Origin of the sequence: Synechococcus sp. HJ21-Hayes (assembly GCF_024345835.1) — a bacterium.
Lineage (GTDB): Bacteria > Cyanobacteriota > Cyanobacteriia > PCC-6307 > Cyanobiaceae > Vulcanococcus.
Genome location: NZ_JAGQBW010000008.1, coordinates 114361 through 135234, shown reverse-complemented (window position 1 = coordinate 135234; position 20874 = coordinate 114361). Strand labels below are relative to the sequence as shown.

The window sequence follows — 20874 nt, the reverse complement described above, 5'->3', positions numbered from 1 at the left end:
CTGTGAGCTCAGCTGCACCTGGCCGTTTCGGCAACCTTCTGCGCTGGATGGGTCTGTCCCTGGTGCTGCTGCTGGCTCTGCAGCTCCTCGCCGTATTGGCGGTGAATGGCTGGGGCGAGGAGGCCTTCCGCCAATTGGTGGCCACCACTCTGGTCACCCAGTCGCCCATGGCGTTGGTGGGCCTGTTGTTGATGCTGCTGGGCTCCCGCCTCGATGAACCCCAGGCCGGGCCTACCCCCCTGCGCTGGGTGGTGTGTGTGCTCAGTGCCCTGCTGGCCCTTGGCCTGCTGATCACCGTTCCCCTGGGGATCAACAGTGATCGTGCCCTCAGCGACCAGGCCAATCAGGCCCTCCAGGCCCAGAAGGGTCAGCTGGCGATGGCCAAGGCCCAGCTGCAGAACCCCCAGGTGATCGACCAGGTGGTGGCCCAGGGCCAGCAGGCTGGCCAGATCCCGGCGGAAGCCACCGATGAGCAGAAGCGCCAGGCCGCCAAGTCCTTCATGGATCGCCAGCTCCAGCAGGCCAATACCCAGTTGCAGCAGGCCGAGCGCCGCAGCGACCTGGCTGCCAACCAGCGCCGCATCGGCGGCACTGGTACCGCCATCGTGCTGCTAGTGGCCTTCACGCTGTTGGCCTTGGTGGCCGTGCTGTGAGGGCGCCTGGCTAAGTTGCGGATTGGTATCTGCTGACCGGAAAGCCGGGCCCCCCGTTGGTGCAATCCAGTCCCAGACCTGATCAACCGCTCGGCGATCGCCTGCAGCAGGATCTCAAGAATGATTTGATCGCCGGGTTGCTGGTGGTGATCCCACTGGCCACCACCATCTGGCTGGCCACCACGGTGAGCCGCTTCGTGCTGGCGTTCCTCACCTCGATCCCCAAGCAGCTCAACCCGTTCAACACCCTCAACCCGATCCTCCAGGAGTTGATCAACCTGGGGTTGGGGCTGGTGGTGCCTCTGCTGGCGATCCTGTTGATCGGCCTGATGGCCCGCAACATCGTGGGCCGTTGGCTGTTGGAATTCGGTGAGGGCACCCTGCAGCGGATCCCGGTGGCCGGGTCTGTGTACAAGACCCTCAAGCAGCTGCTGGAAACGTTCCTGCGGGACAACTCCAGCCGCTTCCGCCGGGTGGTGCTGGTGGAGTACCCCCGCGAGGGGCTCTATGCCCTCGGTTTCGTGACCGGGGTGTTGGGGGCCACTCTTTCCGCCGGGTTCGACAAGCCCATGCTGAGCGTGTTCATCCCCACGGCCCCCAACCCCACCACCGGTTGGTATGCCGTGGTGCCCGAGGGTTCGGTGCGCGATCTCGACCTCTCGGTGGAAGATGCCTTCCGCACGATCATCTCGGCCGGCATCGTGAATCCCGACGAGCGCGAAACCCCTGCCAGCCGCAGTTTTTCCAGCCTGCTGGCCCAACTCCGGGCTCCGGCCTATTCCCCCCTTTCCTCCAACAAGGCCTGATGCAGAGCCGCACCGTTGCCCGTGAACTGGCCCTACTGATGCTGGGCCAGACCAGTGATCGCCAGCCCGCGGCCGACATGGCCCTCGACACCCTCCTGTACCAGGCCCTGGCCGCCCTCAGCCAGCACGTGCGCGAGGCCCTCGATCAGGCGGCCGTGGATCTGCAGGCGGCCCAGCAGCAATTGCTCGATAGCGAACTGCAGGATGAGGGTGCCGATCAGCTGCCCAAGGTGCGGCAGCACCTGCAGGATGGATTGGCCCACGCTGAGCAGGGCCTCAATCGCCTCTCCGCCAGCCTTGAACTGCCGCGGCTGTTGATGCTGGCCGATCAGGACGAGATTCGCCGTGGTGCGGTGGATCGGGCCCGGGCGGTGCTGCGCCACCGCGATGATCTGGATCAGCGCCTCGATGGGGTGATGGAGGGCTGGCGCCTCACCCGGTTGCCCCGGATTGACCGCGACATCCTGCGCCTGGCGGCCGTGGACATCGAGCAGTTCAAGACCCCCGCCGCTGTGGCCTGCAATGAGGCGGTGGAACTGGCCAACCGCTACAGCGACGAGCAGGGCCGCCGCATGATCAACGGCGTGCTGCGCCGCTTCACCAGTGCCGGCAGCGCCGGTTGAGTTCTGCGGGAGGTTCTGATGGTGTTCGACTGGTTCAAGCGCGGCGCGGCCCCCCAGAGCCCCCCAGAGCCCCAGCTGGAACCGGCTCCGGAGCCCGCTGCTGAGTTAGTGCCTGCAGCCGCTGAGCCGGAACCAGCCCCGACCCCGCCCACCGCAACGCCTGCCGTTGGTGCGGTGGATCAGGAGGCCCTGGACTGGGCCCGCCAGGCCTATGCCCGCCTCAAGGCCCAGCAGGATGCGGCCAAGGAGGCGGCGAGCGCCCCGGAGCCAGAACCCGAACCCCAGCCTGAGCCGCCGCCTGAGCCAACGGTTGTGGTTTCGGAGCCTTCCAACCTTTCTGTACAGCCTGTACAGCCTCCTGCAGACTCCGCCGAAACCAACCCCGAGCCCCCCGCCGGGCTCTCCTTGTTGGAGCAGGCAGCGGCCCAGCGGGGCCAGCGCCAGCAGGAGTTGCTCGAGCGCTCCCTCGAGCTGAGCCCTACGGCGGCGCCAGCGGCTCAGGCGGTACCAGCGGTAGCTCAAGCCTCGGCTCCCGTGGCGACCCCGGCCGAGGAGCCGGCTCCGCAGCTCGGTGCATTCGACGCCGACTTCACCTGGTCTGCGGAGGTGCTGGCGGCCCAGGGCCGCAGCTTGGAGAACATCTCCCTCGAGGAGATCGATTGGCTGGGCCGCCTCCGCCGCGGCATGGAGAAGACCCGCCAGGGGTTTGTCACCCAGCTGCTGGACACCCTTGGCGACGACCCCCTTAGTCCCGAGGTGCTCGATGATCTCGAGACCCTGCTGCTGCGGGCGGATGTGGGCGTTCAGGCCACCGATCAGGTGCTCGAGGCCCTGCGTAAGCGGATGAATGAGCAGGTGGTGGATCCGGCGGAAGGCATCCGCTTCCTCAAGGAGCAGCTGCAGGGGCTGCTGGATGCACCGATCCGTAGCAGTGGGGCTTCGGTGTTGGCGCCCGAGCGCGGCAAGCTCAACGTGTGGCTGATGGTGGGCGTGAACGGTGTTGGTAAAACCACCACCCTCGGCAAGCTCGCCAACCTGGCTATCCGCAGTGGCTACAGCTGCCTGATCGCCGCCGCCGACACCTTCCGTGCCGCCGCGGTGCAGCAGGTGCAGGTGTGGGGCGAGCGCAGCGGCGTCACGGTGGTGTCGAACCCATCGGCCAACGCCGATCCCGCCGCGGTGGTGTTCGATGCCATCGGTGCCGCCAAGGCCAAGGGCACCGACCTGGTGCTGGTGGATACGGCCGGTCGCCTGCAGACCAAGCACAACCTCATGGAGGAGCTGGCCAAGGTGCGCCGCATCGTCGACAAGCTGGCTCCAGAGGCGGTGGTGCAGTCGCTGTTGGTGCTGGATGCCAGCCAGGGCCAGAACGGCCTCAAGCAGGCCATGGCCTTTGCCCAGGCGGCTGGCCTCACCGGTGTGGTGCTCACCAAACTCGATGGCAGCTCCCGCGGTGGCGTTGCCCTGGCGGTGTCGTCGGAGGCGGGCCTGCCGATCCGCTTCATCGGTGCCGGTGAAGGCATCCGTGATCTGCGGCCGTTCAACAGCTTTGAGTTTGTGGAGGCCCTGCTGGCCAGGTAGTTCTCGCGATTTCGCTGCTACCTTTCGGGCACTTCGCGGCCCGCTCAGTGAGCAGTAAGCCGCCCCCACGGCGGTCTGACCTACCGCTTCAAAGCTCTCCCCCGGTGCCCCATCAGGCGCCACCGTTGCTCTCGGCCACGGCATCGCTGCGGCAATTGCTCGACAGCCTCGGCAAGGAACAGCGCCGCAACCAGGAACTGCTGGCCTCCCTGGGCTTTGCCCTGCGCAGCTTCACCAACCTGGGCCGGTTCCTGGAGCTGGTGCCCCTGGTGGCTGCTCGGCTGGTGGAGGCCGAAGGTGCCGTGCTGGTCACGTTCCACCCCGACGGGCGGCTCTGGCGGGAGCAGTTGCATGCCACCCCCCAGGCGGGCTGCGCCGAGCTGTTGCGCCAGTTGGCCAGCCTCAGCGACCAGGACTTTCTCGAGGCCTCCGGTGAGGAGGCGGTGGCCACCCGGCTCGATCAGTTGCTGCGCCGGCAGCTGGCGGATCGGCCCCTGTTCGGCACCTCCGTGGTGTCCCGCAGCCGTTGTCGAGGCCGGCTCTATGTGTTTGGCCCCAGGACGGGGTTCAGCTGGAGCGATGTGCACCGCCGCCATGCCCAGCTGGTGGCCGATCTGGCCGGGGTGGCGCTCGAGAACGATGCACTGCTGCAGGAAACCCGCCGCCACGAGCGCATTGACCGGCAGATGAGCATCGGGGCTGAAATCCAGGCCCAGCTGCTGCCGGATCACTGTCCGGTGATCGAGGGAGTGGAGCTGGCGGCCCGCTGCCGCCCCGCCTTCCAGGTGGGTGGCGACTACTACGACTTCATACCCACCCGGCCCCAGTTGCTGGGCCGGCGCCGTGAGCAGGGCACATGGGCCCTGGTGATGGGCGATGTGATGGGCAAGGGCGTTCCCGCCGGTCTGCTGATGACCCTGTTGCGCGGCATGCTGCGGGCCGAGGTGCTGAGTGGCCTGCCGCCCGATCGCATCTTGCACGACCTCAACCAGCTGGCCCAGGAGGACCTGGCCCAGTCCCACCGGTTCGTGACCCTCTTTTATTCCGACTTCGATCCCCGCACCCGGCTGCTGCGCTACGCCAATGCGGCCCACAATCCACCCTTGATCTGGCGGCGGTTGCGCAACGCCGTGGATCGGCTCGATGCCCCTGGCCTACTGATCGGTCTGCAGCCTGAGGCCAACTATGGCTGCGAACAGATCGTGCTGGATCCCGGCGATGTGCTGCTCTATTACACCGATGGCGTGAGCGAGGCCCCCGGGCTGAATGGCGAACGCTTCGATGAGGAGCGGTTGATCAAGGCGCTGCACGCCGCTTGCCGTTCCGGCATCGGTGCCCAGGGCATCCTCGATCAGTTGTTCGCCCGCCTGGATCGCTTTGTGGGTGCTGATCGCCCCCTGGAGGATGACGCCTCCATGGTGGTGCTCAAGGTGAAGGAGGAAGTGATGCTGCCCTCGCTCCCCCACTGATCGCCCCGCTCAGCTGCCTGCCAAGCTGAGGCCAGCAGCCACAACGGGCCCGATGGCGGTCGATTCCTCCTCCTCCACCTGGAGCCAGCGTTTCGAGGAGGGGCTGCATCCGGCCATCGAGCGCTTCAACGCCTCGATCGGTTTTGACATCACCCTGCTACAGCAGGACCTGGACGGCTCCATCGCCCACGCCCGCATGCTGGGCAGCACCGGGGTGATCACCTCCGAGGAGGCCGAGCAGATCGTGGCGGGCCTCGAGCAGGTACGCGCCGAAGCCGCTGCAGGTCAGTTCAATCCCGGCCTGGAGGATGAGGACGTGCACTTTGCCGTGGAGCGGCGGCTGATTGCACTGCTGGGCCCCCTGGGCAAGAAGCTCCACACCGGCCGCTCCCGCAACGACCAGGTGGGCACCGACCTGCGCCTGTGGTTGCGGGACCAGATCGATGTGATTGATGGGGCGATTGTGCGCTTTGAGCGGGCCCTACTGGCCCAGGCGGAGCGGCATGCCGAGGTGATGATCCCGGGGTACACCCATCTGCAGCGGGCACAGCCCATCTGCCTGGCCCATCACCTGCTGGCCTATGTGGAGATGGCCGAGCGCGACCGGGCCCGCCTTCGGGATCTGCGCCATCGGGTGAATATCTGCCCCCTGGGGGCCGCCGCCCTCGCCGGCACGCCGGTGCCGATCGATCGGCGCCACACCGCCGCGGCCCTGGGCTTTGAGGAGGTGTATGCCAACAGCCTCGATGCGGTGAGCGACCGGGACTTCGCCGTGGAGTTCAGCGCCGCCGCCAGCCTGGTGATGGTGCACCTGAGCCGGCTGAGCGAGGAGGTGATCCTCTGGGCCAGCGAGGAGTTCGGCTTTGTGGCCCTCACCGACCGCTGCGCCACCGGCAGCAGCCTGATGCCCCAGAAGAAGAATCCGGACGTGCCGGAGCTGGTGCGGGGCAAGTGCGGCCGGGTGTTCGGCCACTTACAGGGTTTGCTGGTGATGATCAAGGGCTTGCCCCTGGCCTACAACAAGGATTTCCAGGAGGACAAGGAGGCCCTGTTCGACGCGGTGACCACCACCCGCGACTGCCTGGAAGCCATGGCGATCCTGTTTGAGGAGGGCCTCAGCTTCCGCCCGGAACGCCTGGAGCAGGCCGTGGCCAGCGATTTCTCCAACGCCACCGATGTGGCCGACTATCTGGTGGCCAAAGGCGTGCCGTTCCGCGAGGCCTACCAGCTGGTGGGTGGCCTGGTGAAGGGCTGCTTGCAGGAGCGGATCCTGCTGCGGGATCTCCCGCTGGAGCGCTGGCAGCAGCTGCATCCCGCCTTTGAGGCCGACATTGCCGAGGCCATCCATCCCCGCCAGGTGGTCGCGGCCCGCCGCAGCGAGGGCGGCACGGCCTTTGAGCAGGTGCGGCTACAGCTCGAGCGGGCGAAGGCGCGGATGGCGGGCTGAGTGCATGCCCTTTGGCCTCTCCGGCCCGGCGGCCTCAACGGGTCTGCTTTTGCAGCAAACGAGCACCGCCGAACTTGTGCGGCGGGTTTAGTCTCAAAGGGCTGAACCTTCGCCTAATCGGCCCCTTCGGCCTGTGAGCATTTTTGTTGGAAACTTGCCCTTCCGCGCTGAGCAGGAGGACGTGGCTGAGCTGTTTGCCCCGTTTGGTGCTGTGGCCAATTGTTCGCTGCCGCTCGAGCGCGACACCGGGCGTAAGCGCGGCTTCGCCTTCGTGGAGATGGCCGATGACGAAAGCGAAAATCGCGCGATTGATGGGCTCCAGGGCGCTGAATTGAGGGGGCGTCCGCTGCGCATCAACAAGGCCGAACCCCGCACGGCTGGCGGTGGTGGCGGTGGTGCCCCCCGCCGTGCCAATGGCGGTGGTTACGGCGGCGGCGGTTATGGGGGGGGTGGCGGCTACGGCGGCGCTGCTGCCGGTAGGGGCGTGGATCGCCCTTCCGGTGCCTCGGGCTGGGAAGACCGCAGCTATGGCAGCGGCGACAGCTTTGGCGATGGCCGCAGCCGTCGCCGTCGCAGCAGTGGCGGCCCCCAGGACTGAAGGCCTCAGAGTCCGCGGGCTTCGAGTTGCCGGGCGGCCGCTTCCAGTACCTCCGGGCCTGCCGTTCGCGCCCCGGAGGCGAGGCCGAGATCACGGCGCCAGTGGCGGGCGCCGCTGACGCCCTCCACCACCTGCACCAGATGGCGGGCGATGGCCCAGAGCCGCCCGCCCTGGGAGCACCAGCGCTCGGCATAGGGGATCAGCCCCCGCACCACGGTGGAGGCCAGTGCCGGCCCGTGGCTGGCATCGCCGAATAGATCCCGGTCCACAGGCGCCCAGCGCAGGGGGTGGTCGTAGGCGGCGCGGCCCACCATCACCCCATCCACCCACTGCAGCTGCTGCTGGCAGTCCGCCAGGTCCAGCAGCCCGCCGTTCAGCTCGATGCTCAGCTGTGGGCGCTCCTGCTTGAGCTGGTGCACCAGGTCGTAGCGGAGCGGCGGGATGGTGCGGTTCTGCTTGGGATCGAGCCCTTCGAGCCAGGCCTTGCGGGCATGCACGCTGAAGCGCTGAGCCCCCGCCGCGGCCACGGTGTCCATGAAGCCGAGCAGCTCGGTGTAGGAATCGCGGTCATCGATGCCGATGCGGTGCTTCACGGTCACCGGCAGCGGGCTGGCCTGGGCCATGGCCGCGATGCAGCGGGCCACGTGATCGGGTTCCGCCATCAGGCAGGCCCCGAACCGTCCCTTCTGCACCTTTTCGCTGGGGCAGCCCACGTTGAGATTGATCTCGTCGTACCCGCGGTCTGCGGCGATCTGCGCTGCCTGGGCCAGCAGGGCTGGATCGTCGCCCCCCACCTGCAGGGCGATGGGGTGCTCGCAGGCATCGAAGCCGATCAGCCGCTCCAGCCGGTCCCGGGCCCTCACGTCTCCTGCGGCGGCGTCCAGGCTGCAGTGGTGCAGGGCCTGGGCTACCACCATTTCGGTGTAGAGCAGGCTGCGCCGGGTGATCTGACGCATCAGCACCCGGAAGTGCCGATCCGTGTAGTCCATCATCGGGGCCACACTGAAGCGGTAAGCCCCCTGAACGGGGATGGAAGGGTGGGGCGCCTCGGGCATTCCCCCATGCTGCCCGTTGCCCTTCACCCGCTTTGTTCCTTCCCCCATGACTGCTGCTCCCCAGCATTGGCCCGTGGTGGTGGCCGGCGGCGGCCCGGCGGGGTTCATGGCAGCCATCAGCGCCGCCGAGGCGGGGGCCCGGGGGGTGCTGGTGCTCGAGAGCACCCCCGAGCCCCTGGGCAAGGTGCTGATCAGCGGCGGCGGCCGCTGCAACGTCACCCACGCCTGCTGGGATCCCCGTGCCCTGGTGGGCTACTACCCCCGTGGGGGCAAGGCCCTGCGGGGTCCCTTCAGCCGCTTTGCCAGTGGCGATGCGGTGGCCTGGTTCGACGACCACGGCCTGGAGCTGGTGGAGGAGGCCGATGGCCGCCTCTTCCCCCGCAGCAACCGCTCCACGTCTGTGATCCACACCCTGCGCCAGGCGGCAAGCACCGCTGGCGTGGAGCTGCGCACCAGCACGGCCCTGCAGGCGGTGGAGGCTCTGCCGCAGGGGGGGTTCAGCCTGCAGCTGCGGGGCGGAGCGGTCCTCAGCTGTGAGCGGTTGGTGCTCGCCACCGGCAGCCATCCCAGTGGTCGACGGCTGGCGGCAGAGCTGGGCCACGGCTTGGTGCCGCCGGTTCCCTCGCTGTTCACCCTCGCCTTCAAGCCCAACCCCCTGGTGGCCCTGGCGGGGGTGGTGATGGATCCGGTGGCTCTCGAGCTGGAGTTCGAGCTGCTCGCCGATGCTGCGCCCGGCACCCCCCAGCGCCTGCGCCAGGAGGGTCCGGTGCTGATCACCCACTGGGGCCTGAGCGGGCCGGCCACCCTGCGGCTCACGGCCTTCGCCGCCCGAGCCCTGCATGCCGCCGGCTACAGGGCGCAGCTGAAGCTCGATTGGACGGGCGGCCGCTCCCTCGCCGACCTCGAGGCTCTGTTTGCCGCCTGCCGCCGCGAGCAGGCCCGGCGGCAGCTCAGTAATTTCCGCCCCTGGCCGGAGCTGAGTCGCCGGCTGTGGTTGCACCTGCTGGAGCAGCAGGGGGTGGAGGCCGAGCGGCGCTGGGCCGACCTCACCAAACCGCAGCAACAGGGGCTAATCCAGGCCCTGCGCGCCAGCCGCTATCCGGTGGCCGGCCGCGGCCCCTTCGGCGAGGAATTTGTGACCGCCGGGGGGGTGCCCCTGGGGGAGATGAACCTGGCCACGATGGAGAGCCGCCAGGTGCCCGGCCTGTATCTGGTGGGGGAACTGCTGGACGTGGATGGCGTCACCGGAGGGTTCAACTTCCAACACTGCTGGAGTTCCGGCTGGCTCGCCGGCGAGGCAATCGCCGCCGCCGCCTCGGCTATTTGATCTGATCGAAGATCGAGAACATCGGTAGGTACATCGCCAGCAGGATCGAGCCCACGATGCCGCCCACGATCACGATCATGGCCGGCTCCAGCATGGAGGTGAGGGCCTTCACGGCGGCCTCCACCTCGTCTTCGTAGAAGTCCGCCACCTTGGAGAGCATGGCGTCCATCTGGCCGGTTTCCTCGCCAATGGCCAGCATGCTCAGGGCCAGATCGGGGAACACCTGTTTGCGGCTGAGGGCCACGCTCAGGGGAATGCCCTCCTGCACATCCCGTCGGGAGTCCACGATGGCGTCGCCGATCACGCTGTTCCCGGCGGTTTCCTGCACGATCTCCAGCGAAAGCAGGATCGGCACACCGGCCCGGGTGAGCGAGCTGAAGGTGCGGCAGAACTGGGCGGTGGCTGTTTTCTGCAGCAGGTCCCCGAACAGGGGCAGCTTCAGCAGCAGAGCATCCACCTTGCGCCGGCCTACCGGGGTGGCGTAGTAGCGGCTGAACAGCCAGCCCCCCACCAGGATCCCGCCGCCCAGCAGCACGGAAAACGAGGAGCGCAGCACCTTGCTCAGGTCCACCATCAACTGGGTGAACAGCGGCAGCTCGGCGCCCAGGTCTTCGAAGATGCCGGCAAAGGTGGGGATCAGGAAGATCGTCATCCCCAAGAACACCAGCACGGCGATCACCAGCACCGCCACCGGGTAGCCCATGGCGCCCTTGATCTGGTTCTGCAGCTTGGCGTTGCCCTCCAGCAATTTCGCCAGGCGTCGCAGGGTTTCATCCAGCACCCCGCCGGTTTCCCCTGCTTCCACCATGGCGATGGTGAGCTGGTCGAACACCTTGGGCCAGCGCCGCATGGCACCGCCCAGGTTGCCTCCCTGGCTCACCTCCTGGCCCACGGCGGTGAGGGCCCGCTTGAACAGCGGCATGCGCTGCTGGCCGGCCACCAGATCCAGGCTGCGCACGATCGGCACCCCGGCATCCACCAGGGCGGCCAGCTTGTTGGCGAACAGTGCCTTTTCGCGGATGCCGGGCTTGGCCTCCAGCAGCGCGCTGAGATCGCTGCTCAGCAGGTTGCCGCTGGGTTTGGCCTGAGGGCTGGGCTGGGTTTTCAACTCGCCGGTCTGGAGGCCGGTGGGCACGATGCCCCGGCGGCGTAGGTCGCGCTTGGCGCTGGCCGCATCCGCCGCCTGCAGCTGCAGCTGGCGGGTCTGGCCGGCTCGGGTGGTGTAAGTGGCGGTGAAGATGGGCATTCAGCTCAGCTTGCCGGCGAGCAGGCGGCCCAGTTCATCGGGCTTGCCGGCTTTGGCCATGGCTTCCTCGTGGCTCACGGTTTCCTGCAGCACCAGGTCGGCCAGGGCCTTTTCCAGGGTCTGCATGCCCATCTGGCCGCCCGTTTGAATCTGGGAATAGAGCTGCGCCGTTTTGCCCTCGCGGATCAGGTTGGCGATCGCGGGCGTGTTGATCAGGATTTCCTGGGCCATCACCCGGCCGAACTGGCCCGGCGCCGGGTTGAGCCGCTTGCACAGTGTCTGAGAAAACACCCCGGCCAGGGAGCTGCTGAGCTGCACGCGGATCTGGGTCTGTTGATCGCCTGGGAACACATCCACCATGCGGTCCACCGTCTGGGAGGCGGAGCTGGTGTGCAGGGTGCCGAACACCAGGTGGCCTGTTTCAGCGGCGGTGATGGCCAGCTGGATGGTTTCCAGGTCGCGCATCTCCCCCACCAGGATCACGTCCGGGTCCTCCCGCAGGGCAGCCCGCAGGGCTGCGCTGAAGCTGCGGGTGTCGTCCCCCAGCTGGCGCTGGTGGATCAGGCTCTGGTCGTTTTTGTAGGTGAACTCGATTGGGTCCTCGATGGTGAGGATGTGCTCGGCGCGGGTCTGGTTGATGTGGTTGAGCAGGGCCGCCAGCGTGGTGGTCTTGCCGGAGCCGGTGGGTCCCGTCACCAGGATCAGCCCCCTGGGCCGCCGGCTGGTTTCCTCCACCACCGACGGCAGATTCAGGGCCTTGAGGCTGGGGATGGTGTTGCCCAGTGCCCGCAGACAGGCCGCATAGCTGCCCCGCTGGCGGTACACATTCACCCGGAAACGCGAGACTCCCTTGAGCCCATAGGCGCAGTCGAGCTCCCAGGTTTGCTCCAGCTGCTTGCGCTGGGCGTTGTTGATCATCGAGAAGATCAACCGGTTGCACACGTCCTCACTCAGGGCCTGTTCCCGCATGGGCTTGAGCTGGCCGCTGAAGCGGCCGTAGGGGGGCTGACCAGCGGCTAGGTGCAGATCGCTGCCGCCGGCCTGCACCAGCTCCTCCATCAGCTCTTCGATCTGGAGGTCCATGGCGCTGCGCTGGCGGGCGATCCCTGAATGCAGTCTGTGGAGCGCAGGGGGGTGCGGCAACGGCCCCGCCGGGCTCAGAGTTGGCCTCGCGGCGTGAGGCAGTAGGGACACTCCAGCCATTCATCGCGCGGGCCGGCCCCGCACCCCTGGCAACTGAGGGTGTGGCGGGCCTCGCTACGCCGTTCTTATTCCATGCTTGAGTCGGTGAGGATCATCCGCTCCACCTCCTCCAGGGAGGTGTGGCCCTGGCGCACTAGATCCAGGCTGTAGCCCAGCAGGGTTTTCATGCCCGATTCAATCGCCAGCTTGCGGATCTGATCGGTGCTGGCCTGCTGAGCGATGGCGCTGGCAAGGGTCTCGTTGATGCGCAGCACCTCGTAGACGCCGATGCGGCCCTTGTAGCCGATGCCCTGGCAGTGGGGGCAGGCCTCCTCCTGGGCCGTGCGTTCCCGCTTGGCCCGGTAGAAGGTGATGCTTTGCTCGCTGGCGGCGAACAGACCGAAGCGCCCGAGCTCCTGGGCGCTGGGGTGATAGGGCACCCGGCAGCTGGGGCACACCCGCCGCAGCAGCCGCTGGGACACGATCCCGATCAGGGAGGCGCTCACCATGAAGGCCTCCACCCCCATCTCCGCCAGGCGTGCAATGGCGGTGGGGGCGTCGTTGCAGTGCAGGGTGGTGAGCACTAGGTGGCCGGTGAGGGCGGCTTCAATGGCGGTCTTGGCGGTTTCCAGGTCGCGGGTTTCTCCCACCAGCAGCACGTCGGGGTCCTGGCGCATGAAGGCCCGCAGGGCCATGGCGAAGTCGTAGCCCTTTTCCCGGTTCACCTGGGTCTGGGCGATGCCCTTGAGGCTGTATTCGATCGGGTCTTCAACGGTGGAGATGTTGATGCCCGGGTCATTCCGTTCCGCCAGCAGGGAGTAGAGGGTGGTGGATTTGCCGGAGCCGGTGGGGCCGGTCACTAGGATCATCCCGAAGGGCTTGGAGCCCATGTCGCGGATGCTGGCCAGGGCCAGGGGGTCGGTGATCAGTTTGTCGAGCCCCAGCTGGGTGGCGCCGCTGTCCAGCAGCCGCATGCAGACCTTTTCGCCGTAGCGGGTGGGCAGGGTGCTCACCCGCAGGTCGAAGGTCTTGCCCCGGTAGCGCCGGCGGATGCGGCCGTCCTGGGGCAGGCGCCGCTCGGCGATGTCCAGATCGGCCATCACCTTGAGCCGGGAGGCCACTGCCGGCGCAATCGAGCGAGGCAGCTTTTCCAGTTGCTCCAGCACCCCGTCCTGGCGGAACCGCACCACCAACCCGTCTTCCTGGGGTTCGATGTGGATGTCGCTGGCACCTGTGCTGAGGGCCTGCACCAGCACCTTGTCCACCAGGCTCACGATCGGCGAGGCGTTGGCGCCTTCGCTGTTCTCCAGATCGAGATCGGCGGGCGCGGCCTCCGTGGCCGTTTCCCGCGCTTCGCTGAGGTCGATCTCCTGCAGTAGTGACGCCCGCGGCTTGGGGGTGAGGGCCGCTGCTGGAGCCGGCTGCGGCGCTGGGGACGCATTCAGGGCGGTTTGGATGTCGGGCTGCAGGGCCAGCCGCAGGGCCACGGGCCTGCCGCCTGGGGCCGCGACCAGATCCAGGAGTTGTTGGCGTTGCTCTGGTGCCCAGTGGGTGGGCACCGCCACTACCAGCTCCTGCTGCTCTTGCCGCACCGGCAGGCAGCCCAGCTCCTGGCAGCGCGCCCGCGACAACGCCGGGCTCCAGCTCCAGCGCTCGGCTCCCGCCTGTTGCAGCTCCCCAGGGCTGAGCACCGGCTCCCCCAGCAGCAGCTCCACCTCCAGGCGCTGCTGGCTGGCCAAGGTGGCCGTGGGCACAGGCCGCGAGGGGGTCAGCGTCATGCCAGTGGCCCGAGCGGGAGGTGCGGGCTTCCGCCGCTTGTGGGGGGGTGCCCTTTCACATCAACATGTCTAGATCAGATCTCAGCTTTTGGTCAGCATGAGCGGCGACGCCACCCCGTTCCCCCAGGATCCCGCCGCGGCCATCGGTGCAGACAGCGTGGATGCCACCACGGCCGCCCCGGAGGAGAACTCCGCCGTCAGCGAGGCCCCGGCCGAGGCCAGTGATCCCGCTGAGCGGGTGCGACAACTGGAGGCCGAGCTGAGCAGCCTCCAGGCTGAGCACGAAACCGTGCGGGGCCAGTACATGCGCATCGCCGCCGACTTCGACAATTTCCGCAAGCGCCAGAGCCGCGACCAGGACGACCTTCGGGTGCAGATCGCCTGCTCCACCCTCAGCGAGATCCTGCCGGTGGTGGACAACTTCGAGCGGGCGCGCCAGCAGCTTGATCCCCAGCATGAGGAGGCCCAGGCCCTGCACCGCAGCTACCAGGGCCTCTACAAGCAGCTGGTTGATGTGTTCAAGCAGCTGGGTGTGTCGCCGATGCGGGTGGAGGGTGAGCCCTTCGATCCCAACTTGCACGAGGCGGTGCTGCGCGAACCCAGCGACGACCACGTGGAGGATGTGGTGATCGCCGAGCTGCAGCGGGGCTATCACCTCAATGGCCGGGTGCTGCGCCATGCCCTGGTGAAGGTGTCCATGGGGCCTGGCCCCGCGGGCGCCGCGGCCGATGCTCCCCAGGCTGGCGATACGCCTGCCGAGCACGAGGCCTGATCGATGGCGGACTATTACGACCTGCTGGGGGTCAGCCGCGACGCTGACGCCGATACCCTCAAGCGGTCTTACCGCCGCCTGGCTCGCCAGTACCACCCAGACATCAACAAGGATCCCGGCGCTGAGGACAAGTTCAAGGAGATCGGCCGTGCCTACGAGGTGCTCAGCGATCCCCAGACCCGTTCCCGCTACGACCAGTTCGGCGAGGCGGGCCTCGGCGGTGGCGGTGGCATGCCCGATATGGGCGATATGGGCGGCTTCGCTGACCTGTTCGAGACCTTCTTTAGCGGTTTTGGTGGCGCGCCCCAGGCCGGGGGCCAGCGTCGCCGGGGTCCACGCCAGGGCGACGACCTGCGGCTCGATCTCACGATCAGCTTCAGTGAGGCGATCTTCGGCCAGGAAAAGGAAGTTCAGGTGCGGCACCTGGAAACCTGCAACACCTGCAGCGGTTCCGGAGCCAAGGCTGGCAGCGGCCCCACCACCTGTGGCACCTGTGGCGGTGCCGGCCAGGTGCGCCGCGCCACCCGCACGCCCTTCGGCAGCTTCACCCAGGTGGCTCCCTGCCCCACCTGCGAGGGCACGGGCCAGGTGATTGCCGACCCCTGTAACGCCTGCGGTGGCCAGGGCCTGCAGCAGGTGCGTAAGAAGCTGCGCATCAACATTCCGGCTGGCGTGGATTCCGGTACCCGCCTGCGGGTGGCCAACGAGGGCAATGCCGGCCAGCGGGGTGGTCCCGCCGGCGATCTCTATGTGTTTCTCACGGTGCAGTCGCACCCCACCCTGCGGCGTGATGGCATCAACATCCACTCGGAGGTGAACGTGAATTACCTCCAGGCCATCCTGGGCGACACCATCGAGGTGGATACCGTGGATGGCCCCACACCGCTGGAGATCCCGGCAGGCACCCAGCCGGGGGCGGTGCTCACCCTTAGCGGCAAGGGGGTGCCGAGGCTGGGCAATCCCGTGGCCCGCGGCAACCATCTGATCAGCCTCAAGGTGCAGCTGCCCACCAAGCTCAACGGTGAGGAGCGGGAGTTGCTGGAGCAACTGGCGGGCCATCACACCGCCAAGGGCCACAAGCATCCCCACAAGAGCGGTCTGTTCGGCGGCCTGTTCGGGTGAGTGAGCCCGCGGCCCACCTGGATCTGCGCGGCACCCCCTGCCCGCTGAATTTCATCCGCAGCAAGCTGGCCCTCGAAACCCTCGAGGTCGGCGCTTGGCTCCAGCTCGATCTGGATGCGGGCGAGCCGGAGCTGATGGTGGCCGAGGGGCTACGGGGTGCCGGCCACCGGGTGGAGCTGGAGCGCCTCGCCGATGGCGCCGTGCGCTTGATGGTCTGTTGCCATGGGGGCTGAGGCGCTCCAGCAGTTGCCCGGTCTGGTGATTGCCCTGGAGGCGAATTTCTGCCGGGTGCAGCTGGAGCAGCCGGGCCCTTCCGGCGTGGCGCAGCTGCTCTGCGTGCGCCGCACCCGCCTGGGCAAAACCGGTCAGCAGATCTGTGTTGGGGATCGCGTCCAGGTGGAGGGCGTGGATTGGCTGGAGCGCCGGGCTGCGGTGGCCGCCGTAGCCCCCCGCCACAGCCTGCTGGAGCGGCCGGCGGTGGCCAACTGCAGCCGGGTGGTGGTGGTGGTGGCCCTGGCCCAGCCCGCCCTTGATCCCCTGCAGCTCACCCGCTTTCTGCTCACCGCCGAGCGCACCGGGGTGGCGGTGGATCTGGTGCTCACCAAGGCCGATCTGCTCACGCCCGACCAGCGCCTGGCCTGGCAACAGCGGTTCGCGGCCTGGGGCTATGCCCCGCTGCTGGTGTCCGCCCAGCGGGGGGAGGGGATGGAGGCCCTGCGCCAGCGGCTCAGCCAGCCGGGCATCGCCGTGCTGTGCGGCCCCTCCGGCGTGGGCAAGAGCAGCCTGATCAATGCCCTGGTGCCTCAGCTGGTCCTGCGGGTGGGCTCGGTGTCGGGCCGCCTTCAGCGGGGGCGCCACACCACCCGTCATGTGGAGTTGTTCCCGCTGGCAGAGGGTGCCCTGCTGGCCGATACACCCGGGTTCAATCGCCCCGATCTGCCGGAGGAGCCGGCTGAGCTGGCCCGGTTGTTTCCCGAGATCCGTGCGCGCCTGGAGGGGGCGGCCTGTCGGTTCAAGAACTGCCTGCACCAGGGGGATCCAGGCTGCGCGGTGGGCGAGGTCTGGGAGCGTTATCCTCTCTACATCAGCTGCCTGGACACGCTGCTGGCCCAGGTGGAGCGCGAGCGAGGGCGCCAGCGCAGCTCGGAGGTGGCGGGGCTCAAGCAGCGAGGCGGTCGCCCTGAGCCGCAGCTGGCTCAGCGCCTACGGCAGCCTTCGCGCAAGCTCCGCCGCCAGAGCGACCCTGCGGAGGAGTGAGCGGCGGCCGGCCGGTCAGCCCAGGCCCGGCAGGTTGAGGTTGAGGCCGCCGGTGAGCTCCTCCATGCGTTCCTTCATGGTGGTGGTGGAGCGCTCGTAGGCGGCCTTGAGGGCCTCGAGGGTGGCGGTTTCGGCGGCAGTGGAACCCTCCGCCAGCAGTTCGGGGGCCAGGCTCACTTTGAGGGGTTGCTGGTTGCCCGACAGCCACACGCTGGCGCGGCCGCAACTGCTGCTGCCCTCCAGTTCCATGGCATCGAGCTCTTCCTGGAGCTTGGCCGCGTCCTGCTGGATCTGCTGCGCTTTTTTGAAGGCCTCGGTGAGCTGGCCGAAGTTGGGGAGTCCGAAGCCAGCCATGCCGCCTGCAGTGGAGTGGCAGCAAGCTAGGACGCCGCCCTCAGGTGGCCAGGGCCAGGCCGTGGAAACGGCCGAGGCGTTTCACCTCGGTGTGGAGCTCGATGCCGTGGGCGCTAGCCACGCTCTGCTGCACCAGGGCGATCAGCTGGTCAATGTCCTGGGCGGTGGCTCCGCCGGTGTTCACGATGAAGTTGGCGTGCAGCGGCGACACCTGGGCGCCACCGATGCTCCGCCCCTTCAGGGCCAGGCCCTCGATCAGTTGGCCGGCCTTCTGGGGTTCCGGATTGCGAAACACGCTGCCGCAGCTGGGTTGCTGGTAGGGCTGGGTGCTGGTGCGGCTGTGCAGGTTGCCGCTGGTGCGGCGGCTCACGGCGGCTGGATCGTGGCCGGCCTCCAGCCGGAACCGGGCCGAGAGCACTAGCAGCGGCTCCTGTTGCAGGCGGCTGTGGCGGTAGGCGAAGTTCAGCTCGCTGGCCTGCAGCACGAAGGGCTCGCCGCTGCCCCGGGGATCGAGCACGGTCACGTCCGTGAGCCACTCGGCGGTGCAGCCCCCCTGGGCTCCGGCATTCATCACCACGGCGCCGCCCACGGTGCCGGGGATTCCCACCGCCCACTCCAGGCCGCTGAGGCCGGCCCGGGCGGCGCGGCGCGCCAGGGTGGGAATGGGTTCGCCGGCCTGGGCTTCGATCACGCCACTGCCGGCATCCAGGGCAGCCCCCTGCAGCCGCCGGTTGCAGAGGGTGAGGCCCTCGAGGCCCGCGTCGCTCACCAGCAGGTTGGAGCCGGCGCCGATCACCCGCAGCTCCAGTCCCTGCAGCCGCGCCCATTGGCTCAGGGCCAGCACCTGCTCAAGGGTGTCCGGCTCACAGAACCACTCGGCTGGGCCTCCCACCTTCCAGGTGGTGAAGTCCGCCAGGCTCACCGCCCGCCGCAGTCCTGCCGGGGGGGGCGTGCCGGCCATGTTCAGGCCGCCAGGGGCAGGCCGGCGTCCTGTCCCTGGCGCTCGTCCAGGCGGCTCCACAGGCCATTCACATCGCCGGCCCCCATGGCCAGCACCAGATCGCCGGGGCGGCTGTGCTCCACCACCGCATCGGCGAGGTCGTCGATGCTGCTGGTCACAGCCACCTGTAGCTCAGGCTGGAGGCGATGGATGGCGGCCGCCAGGGCCTCGCTGGAAATGCCCGGTAGGGGCACTTCACCGGCGGCGTAGAGGGGTGCCAGCAGCACCGCATCCGCCTGGCTGAGGGCCTGGGCAAAGGGTTCGAGGAACTCGGCTGTGCGGCTGTAGCGGTGCGGCTGGAACACGGCTAGCAGCCGTTGAGGGGCTGCGGGCAGGGGGCTGCGGCCGCTGGTCACCATCAGCCGGGCCATGGCGAGCGTGGCCTCCACTTCGCTGGGGTGGTGGGCGTAGTCGTCCACCACGAGGCGGTCGTTCCAGCTGCCGCGGTAGTCGAAGCGGCGGCCAGGGGCCTGCAGCCCCGCCACCGCCAGGCGCAGCTCGGCGAAGGACACCCCGTGCAAGCGGCAGGCCGCCATGGCGGCGGTGGCATTGCTGAGGTTGTGCAGGCCGGGTAGGGGCAGGGTGAAGCTGCCCACCAAGACACCCTGCTCGTAGAAGTTGGCCACGGTGCTGTCGCCATGCAGCTCCACCGGGATCGCGGCGAAGTCCGCCCGCTCGGCACTGCGGGTGGACCACCAGTGACTGGCCTCGAAGTGCTCTTTGAGGATCGGACAGTCGCGGTTGGCCAGCAGGGTCTGGCAGCCCCGGCCGAAGCGCTGCAGGGTGGCGATCAGGGCTGCCAGGTCTGGGTAGTGATCGGTGTGATCGAGTTCGAGGTTGGTGATCAGCCCTAGGGAGGCCTGGAATTTCACCAGGGAGCCATCCGATTCGTCGGCTTCCGCCACCAGCAGGGCCCCCTGCCCGCTGCGGCCGTTGCTGCCGAAGGCGGGCACGATGCCGCCGATCACGGCGGTGGGATCGCGGTTGGTGGCGTGAAGCAGGCTGGCCACCAGGGTGCTGGTGGTTGTTTTGCCGTGGCTGCCGGCCACGGCAATGGAGCTCTGGCCGGCGATCAGCGAGGCCAGCACGTCGGAGCGGTGGGTGATGGTGAGCCCCATCCGCTGGGCCTCCACCAGTTCGGGGTTGCTGGCGGGAACGGCGGAACTCACCACCACCAGTGGTGGTTTGGAGATTCCACTGCGGATGGCGGAGATGGTGGTGGCACTCTGCTCGCGGAACACCCGCACCCCACGGCTGCGCAGGTCCTGCAGCACGGCGTTGTCGCGGGGATCCGAGCCGCTCACCTGAAATCCCCTGTCCGCCAGGATCCCGGCGATGGCCGACATGCCGATGCCACCAACCCCGATGAAGTGAAGAGGCTGATGGGGATCGAGCTGTTGGGCCAAGGGCGTCTCCAAGCCTGCTGAGAAGTTAAGCCGGCATCCTCCCCTTGTCTTCTGTTCAGGCGGTGCCGCGACAGGCTTTGGCCCACCGGTCCCCAAATGGGGACGGCTCGATGATCTCTGTATGATCGGCTGCCAAATCCCCCCTTGCTAGCGGGTTTCCCGCACTCCGCCATGACCCTGCGCGTTGCGATCAATGGATTCGGCCGGATCGGTCGCAACTTCATGCGCTGTTGGCTGAGCCGTGGGGCGAACACCGGCATCGAGGTGGTGGGTCTGAACGACACCTCCGATCCGAAGACCAACTCCCACCTGCTCCAGTACGACTCGATGCTGGGCCGCATCCGTAATGCGGAGGTGAGCTACACCGACGACACCATCGTGGTGAACGGCAAAGCGATCAAGTGCTTCTCCGATCGCAACCCGCTCAACCTCCCATGGAAGGAGTGGGGCGTCGACCTGGTGATCGAGTCCACCGGCGTGTTCAACGACGACGTGGGTGCTAGCAAGCACCTCCAGGCCGGTGCCAAGAAGGTGATCCTCACCGCCCCCGGCAAGGGCGCCGGTGTGGGCACCTTCGTGGTGGGTGTGAATGCCGACCAGTATCGCCACGAGGATTTCGACATCCTCAGCAACGCCAGCTGCACCACAAACTGCATGGCACCGATCGTGAAGGTGCTCGACCAGACCTTCGGCATCGTGAAAGGCACGATGACCACCACCCACAGCTACACGGGTGACCAGCGCATCCTCGACGCCTCCCACCGCGACTTGCGCCGTGCCCGTGCCGCTGCCGTGAACATCGTGCCCACCTCCACCGGTGCAGCCCAGGCCGTGGCCCTGGTGTACCCCCCGATGAAGGGCAAGCTGAACGGCATTGCCATGCGCGTGCCCACCCCCAACGTGTCCGTGGTGGATATGGTGCTGGAAGTGAGCCGCAGCACCAACCGCGATGAGGTGAATGCGGTGCTCAAGGCGGCCTCCGAGGGCGCGATGAAGGGCATCATCAAGTACTCCGACCTGCCCCTGGTCTCCAGCGACCACGCCGGCACCGACGAGTCCACCATCGTGGACTCCGAGCTCACCCTGGTGATGGGCGACAACATGGTGAAAGTGATCTCCTGGTACGACAACGAGTGGGGTTACAGCCAGCGCGTTGTGGACCTGGCCGAAGTGGTGGCCCGCAACTGGAAGTGAGCTG

Annotated in this window: 19 protein-coding genes and 1 pseudogene; 13 read left to right on the top strand and 7 right to left on the bottom strand. The window is 68.0% G+C overall.

Annotated elements, in window-relative coordinates:
* Window positions 1-2 precede the first annotated feature (2 nt).
* From KBZ14_RS08385 to KBZ14_RS08355, 7 genes are all read left to right on the top strand, one after another.
* Window positions 3-653 (top strand): HpsJ family protein, encoded by a 651-nt coding sequence (locus tag KBZ14_RS08385; protein ID WP_255117870.1) that lies wholly within the window; start codon window positions 3-5, stop codon window positions 651-653.
* A gap of 56 nt (window positions 654-709) precedes the next feature.
* Complete coding sequence (locus tag KBZ14_RS08380; RefSeq protein WP_255117869.1) at window positions 710-1459, top strand: DUF502 domain-containing protein; 750 nt, start codon at window positions 710-712, stop codon at window positions 1457-1459.
* Window positions 1459-2082: a transcription antitermination factor NusB gene (nusB, locus tag KBZ14_RS08375; RefSeq protein ID WP_255117868.1), complete on the top strand. Its 624-nt coding sequence runs from the start codon at window positions 1459-1461 to the stop codon at window positions 2080-2082. The genes KBZ14_RS08380 and nusB overlap by 1 nt, the downstream gene beginning before the upstream one ends.
* A gap of 18 nt (window positions 2083-2100) precedes the next feature.
* Window positions 2101-3663 (top strand): signal recognition particle-docking protein FtsY, encoded by a 1563-nt coding sequence (ftsY, locus tag KBZ14_RS08370; protein ID WP_255117867.1) that lies wholly within the window; start codon window positions 2101-2103, stop codon window positions 3661-3663.
* A 104-nt stretch (window positions 3664-3767) separates the two neighbouring features.
* Window positions 3768-5132 (top strand): PP2C family protein-serine/threonine phosphatase, encoded by a 1365-nt coding sequence (locus KBZ14_RS08365; RefSeq protein WP_255117866.1) that lies wholly within the window; start codon window positions 3768-3770, stop codon window positions 5130-5132.
* Window positions 5133-5184: 52 nt separating this feature from the next.
* Entirely contained in the window at window positions 5185-6579 is a 1395-nt protein-coding gene (gene argH / locus KBZ14_RS08360; RefSeq protein ID WP_255117865.1) for an argininosuccinate lyase, read from the top strand.
* 133 nt (window positions 6580-6712) lie between these two features.
* The gene (locus tag KBZ14_RS08355; RefSeq protein ID WP_255117864.1) at window positions 6713-7177 is read left to right on the top strand and encodes an RNA recognition motif domain-containing protein; all 465 of its coding nucleotides are present in this window, start codon (window positions 6713-6715) and stop codon (window positions 7175-7177) included.
* Window positions 7178-7182: 5 nt separating this feature from the next.
* Here the strand turns inward: KBZ14_RS08355 and dusA are convergent, their stop codons facing one another.
* On the bottom strand, window positions 7183-8232 hold the full coding sequence (gene dusA, locus KBZ14_RS08350) for a tRNA dihydrouridine(20/20a) synthase DusA (RefSeq protein ID WP_255117863.1): 1050 nt from the start codon (window positions 8230-8232) through the stop codon (window positions 7183-7185).
* Window positions 8233-8278: 46 nt separating this feature from the next.
* On the opposite strand from dusA, the gene KBZ14_RS08345 reads away from it, so the two are divergent.
* On the top strand, window positions 8279-9559 hold the full coding sequence (locus KBZ14_RS08345; RefSeq protein WP_255117862.1) for a BaiN/RdsA family NAD(P)/FAD-dependent oxidoreductase: 1281 nt from the start codon (window positions 8279-8281) through the stop codon (window positions 9557-9559).
* Here the strand turns inward: KBZ14_RS08345 and KBZ14_RS08340 are convergent.
* The 3 genes and pseudogenes from KBZ14_RS08340 to KBZ14_RS08330 all read right to left on the bottom strand — a co-directional run bounded on the left by KBZ14_RS08340 (window position 9552) and on the right by KBZ14_RS08330 (window position 13765).
* The gene (locus tag KBZ14_RS08340) at window positions 9552-10805 is read right to left on the bottom strand and encodes a type II secretion system F family protein (protein WP_255117861.1); all 1254 of its coding nucleotides are present in this window, start codon (window positions 10803-10805) and stop codon (window positions 9552-9554) included. The genes KBZ14_RS08345 and KBZ14_RS08340 overlap by 8 nt on opposite strands.
* Window positions 10806-11888: a type IV pilus twitching motility protein PilT gene (locus KBZ14_RS08335; RefSeq protein WP_255117860.1), complete on the bottom strand. Its 1083-nt coding sequence runs from the start codon at window positions 11886-11888 to the stop codon at window positions 10806-10808.
* Between the two features lie 74 nt (window positions 11889-11962).
* A pseudogene (locus tag KBZ14_RS08330) lies at window positions 11963-13765 on the bottom strand (GspE/PulE family protein).
* Window positions 13766-13862: 97 nt separating this feature from the next.
* On the opposite strand from KBZ14_RS08330, the gene grpE reads away from it, so the two are divergent.
* The 4 genes from grpE to rsgA are packed head-to-tail and all read left to right on the top strand — an operon-like array spanning window position 13863 to window position 16916.
* The gene (gene grpE, locus KBZ14_RS08325) at window positions 13863-14537 is read left to right on the top strand and encodes a nucleotide exchange factor GrpE (protein WP_255117859.1); all 675 of its coding nucleotides are present in this window, start codon (window positions 13863-13865) and stop codon (window positions 14535-14537) included.
* Between the two features lie 3 nt (window positions 14538-14540).
* The gene (gene dnaJ / locus KBZ14_RS08320; RefSeq protein ID WP_255117858.1) at window positions 14541-15659 is read left to right on the top strand and encodes a molecular chaperone DnaJ; all 1119 of its coding nucleotides are present in this window, start codon (window positions 14541-14543) and stop codon (window positions 15657-15659) included.
* Window positions 15656-15892, top strand: coding sequence for a sulfurtransferase TusA family protein (locus KBZ14_RS08315; RefSeq protein WP_255117857.1), 237 nt, complete (start codon window positions 15656-15658; stop codon window positions 15890-15892). The genes dnaJ and KBZ14_RS08315 overlap by 4 nt, the downstream gene beginning before the upstream one ends.
* Complete coding sequence (gene rsgA / locus KBZ14_RS08310; RefSeq protein WP_255117856.1) at window positions 15882-16916, top strand: ribosome small subunit-dependent GTPase A; 1035 nt, start codon at window positions 15882-15884, stop codon at window positions 16914-16916. The genes KBZ14_RS08315 and rsgA overlap by 11 nt, the downstream gene beginning before the upstream one ends.
* A 15-nt stretch (window positions 16917-16931) precedes the next feature.
* Here rsgA and KBZ14_RS08305 read toward each other — a convergent pair whose 3' ends face one another.
* Genes KBZ14_RS08305 through murC form a run of 3 tightly spaced genes read right to left on the bottom strand, consistent with a single transcriptional unit; the run spans window position 16932 to window position 19676 of the window.
* Window positions 16932-17270 (bottom strand): YbaB/EbfC family nucleoid-associated protein, encoded by a 339-nt coding sequence (locus KBZ14_RS08305; RefSeq protein WP_255117855.1) that lies wholly within the window; start codon window positions 17268-17270, stop codon window positions 16932-16934.
* Between the two features lie 40 nt (window positions 17271-17310).
* A complete protein-coding gene (murB, locus tag KBZ14_RS08300; RefSeq protein WP_255117854.1) occupies window positions 17311-18231 on the bottom strand; it encodes a UDP-N-acetylmuramate dehydrogenase in 921 nt (306 codons plus the stop codon).
* A 2-nt stretch (window positions 18232-18233) separates the two neighbouring features.
* The gene (murC, locus tag KBZ14_RS08295; RefSeq protein ID WP_255117883.1) at window positions 18234-19676 is read right to left on the bottom strand and encodes a UDP-N-acetylmuramate--L-alanine ligase; all 1443 of its coding nucleotides are present in this window, start codon (window positions 19674-19676) and stop codon (window positions 18234-18236) included.
* A gap of 171 nt (window positions 19677-19847) precedes the next feature.
* Between murC and KBZ14_RS08290 the strand changes: the two genes are divergently transcribed.
* Window positions 19848-20870, top strand: coding sequence for a type I glyceraldehyde-3-phosphate dehydrogenase (locus KBZ14_RS08290; RefSeq protein WP_255117853.1), 1023 nt, complete (start codon window positions 19848-19850; stop codon window positions 20868-20870).
* Window positions 20871-20874 lie beyond the last annotated feature (4 nt).